Origin of the sequence: Catenovulum adriaticum, assembly GCF_026725475.1 — a bacterium.
Lineage (GTDB): Bacteria > Pseudomonadota > Gammaproteobacteria > Enterobacterales > Alteromonadaceae > Catenovulum > Catenovulum adriaticum.
Window position 1 is genome coordinate 690,814 of the sequence record NZ_CP109965.1, and the last position, 14,728, is coordinate 705,541.

General features: G+C 37.6%; 10 protein-coding genes. 4 read left to right on the plus strand and 6 right to left on the minus strand.

Going from position 1 to position 14,728, the window contains the following annotated elements; genetic code table 11:
• Nucleotides 1–28: 28 nt before the first annotated feature.
• From OLW01_RS03095 to OLW01_RS03115, 5 genes are all read right to left on the minus strand, one after another.
• Entirely contained in the window at nucleotides 29–2,944 is a 2,916-nt protein-coding gene (locus OLW01_RS03095; protein WP_268075157.1) for a carboxypeptidase-like regulatory domain-containing protein, read from the minus strand.
• Nucleotides 2,945–2,991: 47 nt separating this feature from the next.
• Complete coding sequence (locus tag OLW01_RS03100; protein ID WP_268075158.1) at nucleotides 2,992–3,783, minus strand: fimbrial biogenesis chaperone; 792 nt, start codon at nucleotides 3,781–3,783, stop codon at nucleotides 2,992–2,994.
• A gap of 62 nt (nucleotides 3,784–3,845) precedes the next feature.
• On the minus strand, nucleotides 3,846–4,298 hold the full coding sequence (locus tag OLW01_RS03105; RefSeq protein ID WP_268075159.1) for a DUF4402 domain-containing protein: 453 nt from the start codon (nucleotides 4,296–4,298) through the stop codon (nucleotides 3,846–3,848).
• Nucleotides 4,299–4,351: 53 nt separating this feature from the next.
• Entirely contained in the window at nucleotides 4,352–4,957 is a 606-nt protein-coding gene (locus OLW01_RS03110) for a DUF4402 domain-containing protein (RefSeq protein WP_268075160.1), read from the minus strand.
• 184 nt (nucleotides 4,958–5,141) lie between these two features.
• Entirely contained in the window at nucleotides 5,142–5,732 is a 591-nt protein-coding gene (locus tag OLW01_RS03115; protein ID WP_268075161.1) for an SPOR domain-containing protein, read from the minus strand.
• 252 nt (nucleotides 5,733–5,984) lie between these two features.
• Between OLW01_RS03115 and alr the strand changes: the two genes are divergently transcribed.
• The 3 genes from alr to OLW01_RS03130 all read left to right on the plus strand — a co-directional run bounded on the left by alr (nucleotide 5,985) and on the right by OLW01_RS03130 (nucleotide 12,836).
• Nucleotides 5,985–7,070, plus strand: a complete 1,086-nt coding sequence (alr, locus tag OLW01_RS03120; protein ID WP_268075162.1) for an alanine racemase — start codon at nucleotides 5,985–5,987, stop codon at nucleotides 7,068–7,070.
• Between the two features lie 137 nt (nucleotides 7,071–7,207).
• Nucleotides 7,208–8,257, plus strand: a complete 1,050-nt coding sequence (locus tag OLW01_RS03125; protein ID WP_268075163.1) for a response regulator — start codon at nucleotides 7,208–7,210, stop codon at nucleotides 8,255–8,257.
• A 28-nt stretch (nucleotides 8,258–8,285) separates the two neighbouring features.
• Nucleotides 8,286–12,836 carry a transporter substrate-binding domain-containing protein gene (locus OLW01_RS03130; protein WP_268075164.1) on the plus strand — a complete coding sequence of 1,517 codons (4,551 nt, stop codon included), beginning with the start codon at nucleotides 8,286–8,288 and terminating at the stop codon, nucleotides 12,834–12,836.
• 4 nt (nucleotides 12,837–12,840) lie between these two features.
• Here OLW01_RS03130 and OLW01_RS03135 read toward each other — a convergent pair whose 3' ends face one another.
• Nucleotides 12,841–13,560, minus strand: a complete 720-nt coding sequence (locus OLW01_RS03135; protein WP_268075165.1) for a hypothetical protein — start codon at nucleotides 13,558–13,560, stop codon at nucleotides 12,841–12,843.
• Between the two features lie 196 nt (nucleotides 13,561–13,756).
• Between OLW01_RS03135 and OLW01_RS03140 the strand changes: the two genes are divergently transcribed.
• Nucleotides 13,757–14,725: a tRNA-dihydrouridine synthase gene (locus tag OLW01_RS03140; RefSeq protein ID WP_268075166.1), complete on the plus strand. Its 969-nt coding sequence runs from the start codon at nucleotides 13,757–13,759 to the stop codon at nucleotides 14,723–14,725.
• The last annotated feature ends 3 nt before the right edge of the window (nucleotides 14,726–14,728 follow it).

A 14,728-nucleotide genomic window follows, 5' to 3' on the forward strand; every position in this document is an offset into this window, starting at 1 on the left:
GTTTGAAATTGTGTTGTAAATATTACCACTATTCAAGTAATTCAAGCTCACTGACACTACAATCAATTGATAAAATCGAGCTAATTTTTTTGCAATAATTCAAGCTGGCTTGTTGATTGTTTAATTGAGCAAAAACTAACGTATAACGACTCGTAGTAGAGTTCAGTTTGTATGTTGCATCAATCAGTTCACTTGCTTTAAGTTTGAGCTGTTGCCAGTATAGATTTAAAATAGGCAAAGAATCAAAGCTTGGTCCTATTACAGCATATATCGTTTTAGCTTGATATTTTTCTAAATGGATATCCATGCCATTAACAATTTTTCCTTCACCAGAAAATTCAATTAATTGTGCTTGATGAGGCTTAAGTTGTTTTTGTTTAAGATAATGATCAGCCACTTTAATCTGATATTCGCCAGGTGGAATATCAACAAATAAATAATACCCATCAAATTCACTGTCTGTGCTGGCGATAACTTCATTTTCTTTATTTAATAATTGAATTGGTACATAAGTGGCTGGCTGGTCGCTGCTAGCCATAAATACAGTGCCTTCTATTTCGCTCGACATGACAATAGGCACATCTAGCATATCAACATAACCATCTCTTGGGGTAATTGAAATACCTTTATGGCTGGGGATTGAAAATGGATCGGGTAAGGTTGATTTATCTATTGTTATATCTGTTGTTCGACCCGAGCTTAGCGAGCGTAATAAAGCCAAGCCTAGCTCATTGGTATTGCTGCGACGGCCACCTTGTAAAGCCGCGACTTTAACACCTTCAAGCGGTTTTTCACCTATGTCATATTGGCCATTTAAATTTTCATCTTCAAACACACGTACTAAAACAGAGCCGCCTCTAGTGAGTGATATTTTATTTAAAAAATAAATATTTTCTTGCGCGTGGTAGCCAAAACTAAAGTTAGAGGATAAACCTAAACGCCATTTATCTTCACTGTCATAATCAAAATAACTGGATAAACGAAAGTTATCTTGGCTCCAAGTTAAATTAGTTTGAACCGACTGGTAATCAGTTGTGTTGAGTTGATATAAATCCAACTCGGCAGAAAATGTATTACTCAGCGGATATGAAAACTCAGCACGATAAGCGGTTATTTCGTTAACGGGTTTAAGTGAATACAAAGCACTAAAACGGGTTGATAAACGATAAAAGCGTTTTTGCAATTGAAGCTGACCATAACTAGTATCTGTCTCAAACTCTGAATTAGCGTTGTGTTGCCAGCTAATTTGATTATTTAAATTAAGCCAAGGCGTATAAAGCGCTAACGAGTTATTAAACCTTTGAGTTTGCGTATTGCCTGAATCGTTTATTGATAAGTTATTTTGGTGGCGTAAATGAACCCTGTCGTACGAATAAAGATTGCCGCCCACACTTGCAGAGAATACTTGATTATTTGAGCCCTCAGAGACATGACGAGATTGATAATTTAGGGTAACCGCTTGATCGCCAAATTTAGTACGTAAAGCGGAGCGTAAATTACGGTCTCCGTTTTCACTGCCATCAAAGCTGGTACTTAATATAGCCCGATCAAATAAATTAAACTGGCCGCCAATCGCATATTGATTATCTGTAGTGTTATTAACATCAATATTATCATCAGCCCCTAAATACAAACCGTGGCCGACATAAAACGATGCCCAATCGCTAAAGCCATAATCGTAACGGCCAGAGAGCAACCAGCCGCCATCCCGATAATTTTTATCTAGCACTTCATCAAATAGTTGCCGGCCTTGTTGCGTTAACGATAACTGATAAACAAATTGATTATCTTCAACCGGGTTTTGATTCACAATAATTTGCTTAGATTCGGTTTTCACTTGGCCTTGAGGGCCATAAAAAATGAGTTCAAACTGGTTATCGCCATATAGTAATTCAACATTATTAAATTCGTAGCGACCATTGTCATTACTTAAACTCGATTCTAGTAAAATTTTATTGCGGTAAAGCTCAACATCCCAACCGGGTTGAATATCACCCGAAAAGCTGGTGGTTTCGTTATTAATTTCACGAAACAAAGGGCGGTTACTAAAATTAATGCCTCGGCTAACGGAAGTAATGCTGTTATAGCCAATATTAATGGGTTGCACATCGCCAAATTCGTACCGGCTGGCTTGCAATGGGCCAAGTAAATTTTTGTCGGTGGACTCTTCAAATAAATTGAGCCGCACATCGCTAATATTGGCAGAACGGTTAGTTTGTTCGTTGGCTCTAATAAAATAACGGCTAGATAAATAAGCCAAATCATGCGCACCCACCACTGAGGCAGTGGTGCTGGTATTGCCAGTACTGCGATTTGAATAAAAAATTTGCGCATCTAACACAGGAGACGAAAATAATTGATAGCTTGTTTCCCGCCAAGGTAAACTGGCTTCAGAGGGCACGCGGTGGCTGGAGCGAGTTAATTTATTTTTACGTGCCAGTCTTTGTTCTATCGGTAAGGTTTGTGCTGATGAGATATCGAGTTCCAAATTACGGTAGTCAATATCCAGCTCTAGTTTAAACCACTTTTCCAGTTCAGCGAGTTCAATGTAAATATCATCGTCAATTTGATAATTATCAGCTGAAATTGTGTATAAATTATCGCCACTTTGAATTTGTTGATTTAATAAATTTAGGTTAAGTGAAAATGTTTGCGCTTCGTTAATGTACCAACCCGAAGCCGTTTTGTTATTCAGTGAAACTTCAATCGCAAAATCCAGTACATCTGCTAAATTTTGTAGGCCAATTAAAGCGCCTTTTTCACTTTTTATCGCAAATACATCCGCTAATTGTAAATTGCCTAGTTTAATTAACAGCAGTAAAGGCTCACCGGTCGGAATACCTGAATTGTTAATTTGTACCTGCTCGATTTGAGCTTGTGTTTGAGCCGTGGTAGCTGGGGGTTCTTGCGCCGCAAGATCAAAAAAACAGCCTGCTGCAAACACAAACAAGCTGCTTATTAAGCTGAGCTTTAAAACAGGCTTTGGGTGCGTCATTTAATAATTAGATTTGACGCCAAATCAAAGGTTTTATTAATAAATACTTGGCCGTTAAATTCTTTTTTACCTATATATTCAACTCTTAAGCTGCCTTGTTTTGCATTAAAATCCGGCCAATCTAAGCTGAGTTGGTATTGGCTTTGATCTGGGTAAATATTGTAACCATGTACCTGAGCCACAACTTGTTCGGCAGCGCCCGATGTTGGCTTCCAATAAACCAGCATATTGCCTGTAGTGCTATATTTGCCGGCTTTATCTATAGTAAGTTCTACTTGTGCTGAAGTATTTTGCTGGTTTTTTATAACTTGAATTTTGTTTATATCAACACTTGCGTCAACGCTACCTTGGCGTGCGATGACTGGAATAGTGAAAGCCAGTAGCGTCTCAATTTCTATTTTTACTCCAGAATTTTCTGAATTGTTAGTTTTTTTCTGAATTGGGAGCGGCTTGAATGCTAAGTGTGATCTATATTCTGAATCCGTTAAGCTTTTTGGTCTGCGAAACATTAGTCTTACGGATTGCTTTTCATTTGGTTGAAGTGTTACTTGTCTTGGACTAACTCTTAACATAGGGCTGGCGAGCTTAATGTCAGAATTAGCGAATCCATTTTTTTCTAAAGTTTTATATCCTCCTATGCTTTTTGCTATTTTTTCTTCCCACTCTATACGATAAGTCCTAGTCTGGTTAGTTGGGTTAATTAAAGTTACTTTTGCTGAGCGTTGCCTTTCATCTAAAACAACTCTGGTCGGAGAAATTAAAAGTTGTGCTTGGGTTATTTCACTCATAAAGCAAAGCAATAAAACTAAAAATCTTTGTTTTTTAAACAAACTCAAAATTCTATCCTTAATTAATAATTCAATGTAATTCTAAAATTAGCTGTATATTCGGTATTTAAATATATTTTGTTATTGCCGGTTGTTTTGAGCACCGCACCAATATAAATTTTAGCTTTCCCAGTACTATCGGTAGTTATGGGCGAGGGCAAAATAGTTACGGTATCTACTAAGAATTGTTCTGTATCATTGATTTGGGTACTTGTCGTTGTGGTTAACGTATCAACTTGTATATTAACTTCTTTATATGGTGGTAAGTTAGACACTAAAAATTCAGCATTTTGTCCTGATTTTATTATCCATATATGATTATATGCTTTCATTGTGCCTAAAGGGGATACCTCAATATAACTAACTCCATCGTTTTTTCCCACAACTATAGTGCCAAAGGTTAAGGGCTGAATCATATCAAGTTGAGCAAGGCAAACAACAGGAAGCAAAAAAATTGAGAATATAAAAATTTTCATATGATTTAAGTCAAAAACAAAGAACGACTTTGTTTTTGACTTCTGAGCTAAATTTAGTAGTCAACTGCTACAGTATAACTACCAGTGTATGTACCGTCATCATACGAGGCATTATCGTTAGTAGTATCTAGGCTTGTATCAACAGTAATTGTTGCGCCAAGATTAAAAGACAAAGAGCCGTCTGCGCTTGCACGAACTTGAGAACCGGATGCAAAATCAGTGTTTGGGTTAGCACCAGTTGTGACATATCCAGCAAAATCAGACATGGTAAATACAGGAGTTCCGGGGGCGCCTGTTGTAATACCGGTGGAGTCAGCTGTTACAGTGACTGTTAGTAGAGCATAATTAGCAGCTCCCCCGACACTAAAAGCTCCGGGTTCACCATCTTCTAAACTTTGGATCACTGAAGTATCACCTTCTTCTGCTGTTACACCGCTACCATCAGCTGCAATAATTAAAGATGCAACTTCTGATTCTGCACCACCAGAGATGTCTGTTGCTAGTTGTGCGCGAATAGTACCAAAGTTTAGAGACGCATCCTCTGTTATTGTTAGTGCATTTTGAACAGTAACGGTAGCGTCAAACGTTTCTGTAACAGCCATTGCCCCATTTGCTACAAATAAACCAGCTAAACCTAAGCTTAATAGTTTTAATTTCATTTTGTTCTCCTAAAAATGATACAACTTATAAATTCTATAAATGATTGAAACTAAAGGTCTGAGTATAGCCAGAAGAGTATTTGAGCGCGCCTTCCGTTGCTAAATTCGCCACTTAGTCTATTTGTTTATCGACCAAAACTGGTCGGACTTTAGTATTTTGTGATTTAAGTCTCATTTTGTCAATTTAAAACTGTTCACCTGTGTATTTTTTCAGTAGGCAGTTTTGCTGGTTTTGCTTTAAAAAAGTGCAGGTTTTTAATGCTTTAGCTTTAGAATAAGGACCAATTTTTAGCCGAATAAAATTAATATTATCTTTGTTGACACTTTCTAAAATAGGGGTAACGGTTTGGCTTAAATCAGGAAATTTAAGTTTAAAATTATTCCAAGCTTGTTGGCTTTGCTGTTTTGAGGTGAGCGATGCAATTTGCACGGCAAAAGCGGGGGGTGTCGCAGAGATTGTTTTGGCTGTTGTATTAGTAATCGTTGTTTGATTATGTTCGGGCGTTACTTTTTTTACAGCGGGCATTTGTGCAAGCGGTTTGGGTTGCTTAATTTTAATAATTTGAGCTTGATTATCGTTAACCGTTTTAAAGCCAGTGAGTGAATTTTGCTGACTAATAACATCAATTAATAAATCTAAATCAGCTTCTTTTTGCTTAAAGTTAGCAATGGTTTGCTGATCTTGTTTATATTGAGTCTCTAACTCTGTAATGCGTTGGGTTAAGGTTTCAATTTTAGCTGATTGTTGCTGGTTAATACTTGAGCAACTTACCAAGTTGAGGAATGCTAAGGTCAACAGGCCGTACTTAAATATTGAGGGGCAAGTAAACTTAATTAAATTCCGTTTATACTTCATTTTTATGCTTTAACCTCAGCAAACCTATTAACAATAAAGTCGCAGTTTAAAGATATATAACTGGTTTGACTAGTGAGTTTGTGTGAAAATATTTAGCTTTTTCTCGCTCTGGTTTGATATTGTGTTTTCTTACCCTGAGCTTAGATCTTTGTTGGTGGAATTATTTCTGTTATGAAAACAGCACTTGCTCAAGTTAGTTTATCCGCGCTGCAACACAATTTAGCACAAGTAAAACAAATGGCGCCCGAGAGTCAGGTGATGGCGGTTTGTAAAGCGAACGGCTACGGACATGGGTTAATTGAAGTGGCACAAGCATTAAATAAAGCCGATGCATTTGGGGTTGCCAGAATTGAAGAAGCTTTTAATTTAAGAGCCGCTGGCATTAATAAAACCATTGTCTTGTTAGAAGGTTTTTTTGAAGCGAAAGATATTGCCAGTATTGCGGTTAATCATTTTCAAACTGTTATCCATAATGAAAAGCAATTAGCTGAACTAGAGCAAGCCGCTACTGAACTTGAAATTGGTATTCCGATAAAAGTGTGGCTTAAAATTGACACTGGCATGTCGCGTTTAGGTATTCATGTTTCTCAAGTGGATGAATTTGTTTCACGTTTACAAGCTTGTGCTTGTGTTCATCCTGACTTAGTTTTAATGACGCATTTGGCTTGCGCGGATGAATTAAATAACAAATATAACCAAACCCAGTTAATGGCCTTTAAACAGGCAAGTAGTGCTTACTCATTTTCGCATTCAATTGCTAACTCCGCTGCGACTATGGTGCTTGACCGTGCCAAACAAAATTGGGTGCGGCCGGGCATTATGCTTTATGGGGTTTCTCCTATTGAGGGCGAAACCGGACTTGAGCGTAATTTAAAACCTGTGATGACCTTATCTAGCCAACTTATTTCAGTTAAAAAAGTGGATGCGAATACACCAGTGGGATATGGCGGAACTTGGGTTACGCCGAGCAAAACGATACTGGGTGTGGTGGCGATTGGTTATGGAGATGGTTACCCAAGACATGCTAAAAATGGCACACCTGTGTTAATTAATGGCCGAATAGTGCCTTTGGTTGGCCGGGTTTCTATGGATATGATCACCGTTGATTTAGGCTGTGATAGCCAGGATAACATAGGGGATAAAGCGGTTTTATGGGGGGCAGGTTTACCGATAGAAAAGGTAGCCGAATCAGCTGAAACCATCGCCTATGAAATTTTATGTCAACTCACAACAAGAGTTAAATGGAAATATATCTAAAATTTGTGGATTGTGTCGCAATGTAAAATAGCGTATAAATGTACAAGGATCGTACAGTCAGCCGCGCTGACTAACTGATAACTGTTTTAGTAATATATAAAAACGATAACAAATATCTGTAGGGAAGACGTAGATAAATGAATCAGTATCACATTTTAATTGTGGACGATGTCGCAGATAATATTCAAGTTGCGATGAATATGCTAAAAGAGCAAGCCTATCAATTTACCTTTGCTCTAAATGGCCAACAGGCACTCGATATGTGCCAGCAACACGAATTTGATTTGATTTTACTGGATATTATGATGCCGGTTATCGATGGTTATCAAGTTTGCCGACAACTCAAAGACAACCCTAAAACACACAATATACCCATTATATTTTTAACCGCCAAAGTCGATATAGATTCAATTTCAAAGGGCTTTCAGCTGGGTGCGGTAGATTATATAACCAAGCCATTCCACTCTGAAGAACTGATCGCCCGAGTTAAAAATCATTTAGAGCTATACACCGCCAGACAAACATTAAATCAGCTAAATTGCCAATTACAAACCAATTTAATCCACAAAGAAAAGCGATACGTGACTGAATTAGAAGACAGTCAAAAAGAAATGATTTACGTATTGATGGAATTGATGGAAGCAACCTCTGATGAGACTGGTAGCCACATCCAGCGTGTTTCAGAATACTCAAGTTTGCTAGCAAGTTATTATCCCAGTTTAACCGCAGATGATTGTGACACCATATTACATGCCGCCCCGATGCATGATATTGGTAAAATTGCGATTCCACCTGAAATATTACACAAGCCGGGTAAATTGACCCCTGCTGAACTCGAAATTATGAAAACCCATACCACCAAAGCACATGATATTTTACGCATGTCTAAACGTAAATATATCAAAGCGGCAGATGTGATTGCATTGCAACATCATGAAAAATGGGATGGTTCAGGTTATCCGCAAGGTTTAATCGGTAAAGATATTCATATATTTGCACGTATAGTTGCGCTAGCCGATGTGTTTGACGCGCTTATTCATAAACGAAAATATAAAGATGCTTGGCCAATTGAAGAAGCCTTAGCTTATATAGTGGCGCAAAAAGGCAGTCACTTTGAACCTTTGCTGGTTGAATTGTTTGTTGACCATTTTGACGAATTTTTAAAAATAGCGAAGCAACATGGCTAGGCTTTTTCTGATGACCATTGGATGGTTAATGGCTTTTTCGGTACAAGCCATTGAATGGACTGAAGCAGAAAAAGATTTTCTCAAAACCTCACCAGTAATTACGTTAGGGTCTGATTTTGCTTGGCCGCCGTTTGACTTTGTTGATAAGCAAGGGGTTCATAGAGGAATATCTTCGGATATTTTAGCGCTTATATCAGCCAAAACGGGTCTTCAATTTAAAGTTGAATCTGATATTTGGAACAACACAATGGAAAAAGTTCATCGCCAGCAAGTGGATGGACTAGTTTGTGCTGCACCCACACCTAAACGTGAAGATTTTCTCTACTTTACAGAACCCTATGCGGTAATGCCGTTGGCGATAGTCACCCAAAATACTAATACTCAAATTAAGTCTATTTCGGCTTTAAACGGGAAAATTGCAGCCATAAACAAAGGCTCGTATTTGCATGAATGGCTTAATAAACATCATCCAAACATTAACTTGTTATTAGCTAGCTCGAATATTGAAGCCGTTGAGGCGGTATCATTTGGCCAAGCGGACGCTTACTTAGGGAACATTGCCGTTGCCACCTATACAATTAAAGCCAGTTATTTAACTAACTTAAAAGTCGCTGCCAAAATTAATGAGCTGGCTACTCGCACCGCCATTGGCATTAGTAAACAAAAGCCAATTTTATTTTCGATAATGCAAAAAGCATTAAGCGATATTAGCTTAGATCAACATTTGTTTATTCAAAATAAATGGTTTCATGAGTCATTAAAACCAAAATTAAATTTAACCCAGCAGCAACAAGATTGGATTAAAGAACACCCTGTGATTAAAGTGGCGTTTGATAAGTCGTGGCGTCCGTTCGCTTTTTTAAATAACGATCACCAACCGGTCGGCCTTTCAGTGGATTACCTTAACCTTTTAGCGCAAAAAGTGGGTTTAAATATTGAATATCAAGCTTACGACTGGCAGCAAAGCTTAGACAAAGTGAAGCAAGAGGAAGTGGACTTAATCATAGCGGCTTATAAAACTGAAGACAGGCAACAGTTCGCTCAATTTTCAGAGCCTTATTACGACGCAATTACTTACTTTTTTATTCGAGATGATATTAACGCACACAACCTTGATGATTTAGCCGGCAAAACTTTAGCGGTGACTCGAGGCCATGCGTTTATTAGTACATTTAAACGATTGTACCCTGATATTAAAGTACTAGAAACTGAAAACATAAACCAAGCCATTGAAGCGGTTATTAATAAAAAAGCCGATATTATTTATGAAACCTATGCGGTGTTAACTAATGTATTAAATCATAAAGGTATTAAAACTATTATTCCGTTTCGTTCGGCAAAAGACAGTCAGCTTACGCAGCTTCATTTTATGTTAGGGAAAAATACCGGAGAGTTAGCAGCAATTTTGAATCAAGGCATAAACTTGATGACTCGACAAGATAAACAAGCAATTGAACGAAAATGGCTTGAATTGAAATTGCAGTTAGAAACTTCATTTTTATTTAAAGGGTTAAATAAAGCTGAGATTGATTGGATGCAGCGTCATCCTAATGTGGTGTTTTCAGGAGATCCAAACTGGTTACCTTATGAAGGCGTTAACAGCCAAGGTGAATATACAGGCATAGTTGCTGATTATATAAAGCTATTAGCAGAAAATAGTTTGTTAAAGTTTGATTTTATCCCCACCAAAAGTTGGCAAGAGACTTTAGCTTTATCACAAAAAAACGTTGCAGACGTTATCTCTGGTGATATTGATGATGTTACGCTCAAGAAAAATTATCGGCCAATTAAACCTTATTTAAGCAACCCAATTGTTATTGCTACTCAAGAAAACGCAGGATTCGTTAATAATTTAGCGGACTTGAAAAGCTATAAAATTGCAGTAATTAAAGGGTATGGATACACGCATAAAATTTTAGCTCAATACCCGGGTTTAAACTTTATTGAAGTATTGGATGCAGAAGCGGCATTGCAAGGCGTGAGCGATGGTGTATTTGATGCGGCGTTACTGTCATTGGCCAAAGCTAGATACTTATTAATTCAAGGCGATTATTATAATGTGAAAGTGGCGGGTAAAACGTCGGTCGATATGAAAGTTACACTGTTTGTTGATAAAAACAAACCTATGTTACATCAAATTTTAGATAAAATGATGCAACATTTATCAGAGCAAAATGGTAATGAAATTCTTAACCGCTGGACTCGTTTAGAACTGAATAAGCCTATTGATTATACGATAATTATTAAGGTTATTTTGGTGGCGGTAACCCTATTATTATTTATTGTATTTTGGAATTTAAAGCTTAAAAAAGAAATAATCCAACGCAAGCATACCGAACATCAACTCGCGATAGAGAAAAACAATTTTAAAGCTTTATTTGAACAAGCCGCTGATGCTTATATTTTGTTAAAAGATACAAAAATAACGGCATGTAATAAAGCAACTCTAATTTTGTTTGGATTACGGCACCAGTCTGAATTGCTTAATACCGAATTAATCGAATGGGCACCTACCTATCAGTTTGATGATAACAGTAGTCGAGATAAGCTGAATAAAGCTTTGAATGTAGCGATTCAACAAGGTGGTAATCGGTTTGATTGGCAATGCTTGCCAACTACAAATCAATTATTTTGGGTCGATATTGTTGCAGTGCCTATTCAGCATCAGGGCGAGTCTTGTTTATTTTTAACCTTGCGCGATAAAACCGAACAAAAACGATTAGAAACTCGGCTAAAAGACAATCAAAGTCAGTTAGAGTTATTGCTAAATAATTTGCCTTTAATTGTGTTGGTTACCGATTTAGACGGCAACATATTATTGGCAAACCAAAAAGCGTTAGATGAATATCGACTCACGGCAGAGCAAGCAACACAATTAAATGTGAGCGATTATTATTACCGTGAAACGGATAGAGACCGCTTAGTGTCCAGTTTAAATCAGGGGCAAGCCGTGTATCAACGCATTCTTGAAATGAAAAAATATGGCGGTGGGGTCAAATCAATGATGGTTTCTGTGATCCCGCTGTTATTTAATAATCAGCATAGCTTATTAACCATAGCAGTTGATTTAAGTGAGCGGGTTGAAATGGAAGCTCAGCTAACGCAAGCTAAAGAGTTAGCTGAATCAGCCAATAAAGCAAAATCTGAATTTTTAGCTAATATGAGCCATGAAATACGCACCCCGATGAACGCGATTATTGGTTTTACTGAACTGTTAGATGCGCAGTTGCAAGATGATAAACTCAAATCTTTTGTTAATGTGATTCAATCGGCCGGAAGTACTTTGTTAATGCTGATTAACGATATTCTTGATCTCTCAAAAATTGAATCTGGCAAGCTTAGAATTGAACATAAAGCGAATAGTATTGCGAGTATATGTGAAGACGTAAAAAGTGTATTTTTACTTAAAATTGAACAAAAAGACCTTTTATTTACCCTAGATGTCGATTCAAATATACCCGAATCTATTTTAATTGATGCCACTCGACTTCGTCAGATTTTATTTAATTTAGTCGGCAACGCCGTTAAATTTACAGAGCAGGGGACAGTCTCTTTAAGTGTAACCGCACAAAAGGTTGAAACCCACACCTCCAAAGTAGATTTGCTTATTCAAATAAAAGATACTGGTATTGGTATTGCAAAGTCACAACAAGAAAAAATATTTAATGTATTTGCACAGCAAGAAGGTCAGGATGTGCGAAAGTTTGGAGGCACTGGTTTAGGCTTATCTATTACCAAGCGTTTAGTTGAAATGATGGGAGGGGAAATTAGTGTCGCTAGCCAGCCTAATAAAGGCGCTTGTTTTTCGGTATTGTTTAAAGGGTTAGATATTGCCGCTGTGGCCCAGCAGAAAACGGTTGACACCTCATTTAATATTAATCCAGATACTATGATATTTGAGCCAGCTCGTATTTTGGTGGTAGATGATATTGAAAATAATAGAGCCTTACTTAAAGGCAATTTTGAACAATCTAAATTAACCGTGCTTGAAGCTGAAAATGGACTGCAAGCGACAGAAATTTGCCAGCAACAGGCATTAGACTTAATTATTATGGATATTAGAATGCCGGTGATGGATGGTTATCAGGCAGCAGAAAAAATTAAAACTCAGTTTCCTAATTTACCCATCGTTGCGTTAACGGCGTCTGTTATGCAGGATGAATATGATCAAGCAAAACAAAAATGGTTTGATGATTATTTACGAAAACCCATTTTAAGAACGGACTTATTCGCGACTTTAAGTAAACATTTAAATTATACTCAGCTAGAATCTCCCCAAACAGAGTTTGACGGCTTTAAAGTTGAAACCTTATCCGTTAATGAAAAAGAAAAATTAAAGCAAATATTAAACGATGATGTGCAACAGGCCTACCAGCAAGCGGCGAGTAATAATCAAGTCAATGAAATAAAAGCCTTTGCTAAGCACTTAGCTGAATTAGCGATTCAACACCAATGTTTAGTGTTAGACCGCTACTCTAGTTTGCTGCTGGCGAAAGTTGATAGCTTTGATATAGCGGCCATGGGGTTACTGTTAAAACAATTTGCTAAATTATTACGAGAAATCGATTTAACTGATTGATAGTTTAAGGTTTTAAAAAGACAGATTTTTTATATGTACTTGAGCTTGTTGTTGAATTGTTTGTACTGGAATAGTGGGTACTATCATTTGACCTTAGTTGAATGCTTATCGGTTTTTTTAAATTTGAGCTTTGGGTTAAAACCACTTGCTTGCTCGCTAAAATGGCTTGTGTATCAGCGCTGATTAAATTCATCTGTAATACAGAGCTAATCTGATTATCATTCGTTTCGAGCGAAAATAGGCGACTATTTAGTTTGCAGCTTTGGGTGCTACTGACTGCTAATCTCATCACTTTAATGCCTAATAATTTAGCTTGGCTGATTAATGTCTGATGTACTAAATTTGGGTACGCTCGGTGATGCGTTGGGCTTTCAACGGGTGGAATATAAAGTACTAATCCAGCAATTTGTTGATCGGTTAATTGACAAGCTAAATCGATTAACCCTTGTCTTATCGGCAGTGTTAATGGTTCTAAAGCGGCAGACGCTTGTTGATCTCGGGTGATTTTTAATGCTTCATTATTTCGACAGCTTTGGCTTAATGCCTGCATTTGTTTGGAGATAACTGGTTTTGAAACCGCGGGCGATTCTGGCTCGCTCATCTCACTTGTTTGTGGTTCTTGGGTCTCATTTTGTGAAAATAAATAACCTGGAGACGTCATACAAGCCGTTAATACAATTGTGCTGCTGGCAAGCAGGATATAAGGTAAGTTTTTTAAATTCATAGTCGCATCAATCAATTTAGGTTATGTGCAAGTTTGCTGGGTTAATTATTTTTCGGTAACCAGTGCCCTTACTTAAGCATTTATACAAGCAACTATAATGCCAGTTAAAACGTCAAAAATTCATCGTTTGGCTATATTTTTATTTTTATCTCGTTAAAATACGCGCTCTTTCCCCCATGCAATTCAGTGTTGGCTAATGATACATTCAGATAATTCTCAAAATACAATTGAACGCCTGACGCTTGCCCCTATGGAAGGTGTGGTCGATCATTTAATGCGTGATATGTTAACGCAAGCAGGTGGTTTTGATTTATGTGTTACTGAGTTTATCCGAGTGACGGATGCGTTATTACCAAAGCGAGTTTTTTATCGGCTGTGCCCTGAATTGCATCAAGCGGGCAAAACGCCATCCGGTACACCAGTACGTATTCAATTATTAGGTAATGATCCTGAGCTGCTTGCTGTTAATGCCCTAAGAGCCATTGAGTTAGGTTCGCATGGCGTTGATGTTAATTTTGGCTGCCCGGCTAAAACGGTGAACAAATCAAAAGGAGGAGCGGTTTTACTGCAAGAGCCTGAAACTTTATTTAAAGTGATGAAAGCGATTCGGGAGACAGTGCCTAAGCCACATGTGGTCAGTGCTAAAATTCGTTTGGGTTTTGATGATGCGCATTTATTTCATGAAAATGTAAATGCTATCCAAGCAGCAGGTGTTAACGAATTAGCGATTCACGCCAGAACAAAACGACATGGCTATAAACCACCTGCTTATTGGCATGAAATTAAAACACTTGAAAGTTTTTGTAAAATGCCAATAACAGCCAATGGCGAAATTTGGAATGCAGAGGATGCTCAGTCTTGTATAGCTGCTTCAGGCGCTCATAGACTTATGCTGGGGCGAGGCGCTTTAGCTGTACCTAATTTGGCAGCTTGTATTCGTTATGGCGAAGATATAATGCCTTGGGATAGAGTTTTAGGGTTATTGCAACAATATGCGGGCTATGAAATTAGTGGGGATCAAGGCTTATATTATCCAAATAGAGTAAAGCAATGGCTGACTTATTTACGCATTGCTTACCCACAGGCTCAAACTTTATTTACTCAAATTAAAAAGCTCAAAACAAAAGTTGAAATTTTACCTTATTTTGAGCAGTCGGTTAGCTAAACT

What these genes read in the sequence shown, in the direction of transcription:
- OLW01_RS03100 (WP_268075158.1), bottom strand. Translation starts at nt 3,783, where the DNA reads ATGAGTGAAATAACCCAAGCACAACTTTTAATTTCTCCGACCAGAGTT.
- OLW01_RS03105 (WP_268075159.1), bottom strand. Translation starts at nt 4,298, where the DNA reads ATGAAAATTTTTATATTCTCAATTTTTTTGCTTCCTGTTGTTTGCCTT.
- OLW01_RS03110 (WP_268075160.1), bottom strand. Translation starts at nt 4,957, where the DNA reads ATGAAATTAAAACTATTAAGCTTAGGTTTAGCTGGTTTATTTGTAGCA.
- alr (WP_268075162.1), top strand. Translation starts at nt 5,985, where the DNA reads ATGAAAACAGCACTTGCTCAAGTTAGTTTATCCGCGCTGCAACACAAT.
- OLW01_RS03125 (WP_268075163.1), top strand. Translation starts at nt 7,208, where the DNA reads ATGAATCAGTATCACATTTTAATTGTGGACGATGTCGCAGATAATATT.
- OLW01_RS03130 (WP_268075164.1), top strand. Translation starts at nt 8,286, where the DNA reads ATGGCTTTTTCGGTACAAGCCATTGAATGGACTGAAGCAGAAAAAGAT.
- OLW01_RS03135 (WP_268075165.1), bottom strand. Translation starts at nt 13,560, where the DNA reads ATGAATTTAAAAAACTTACCTTATATCCTGCTTGCCAGCAGCACAATT.
- OLW01_RS03140 (WP_268075166.1), top strand. Translation starts at nt 13,757, where the DNA reads ATGATACATTCAGATAATTCTCAAAATACAATTGAACGCCTGACGCTT.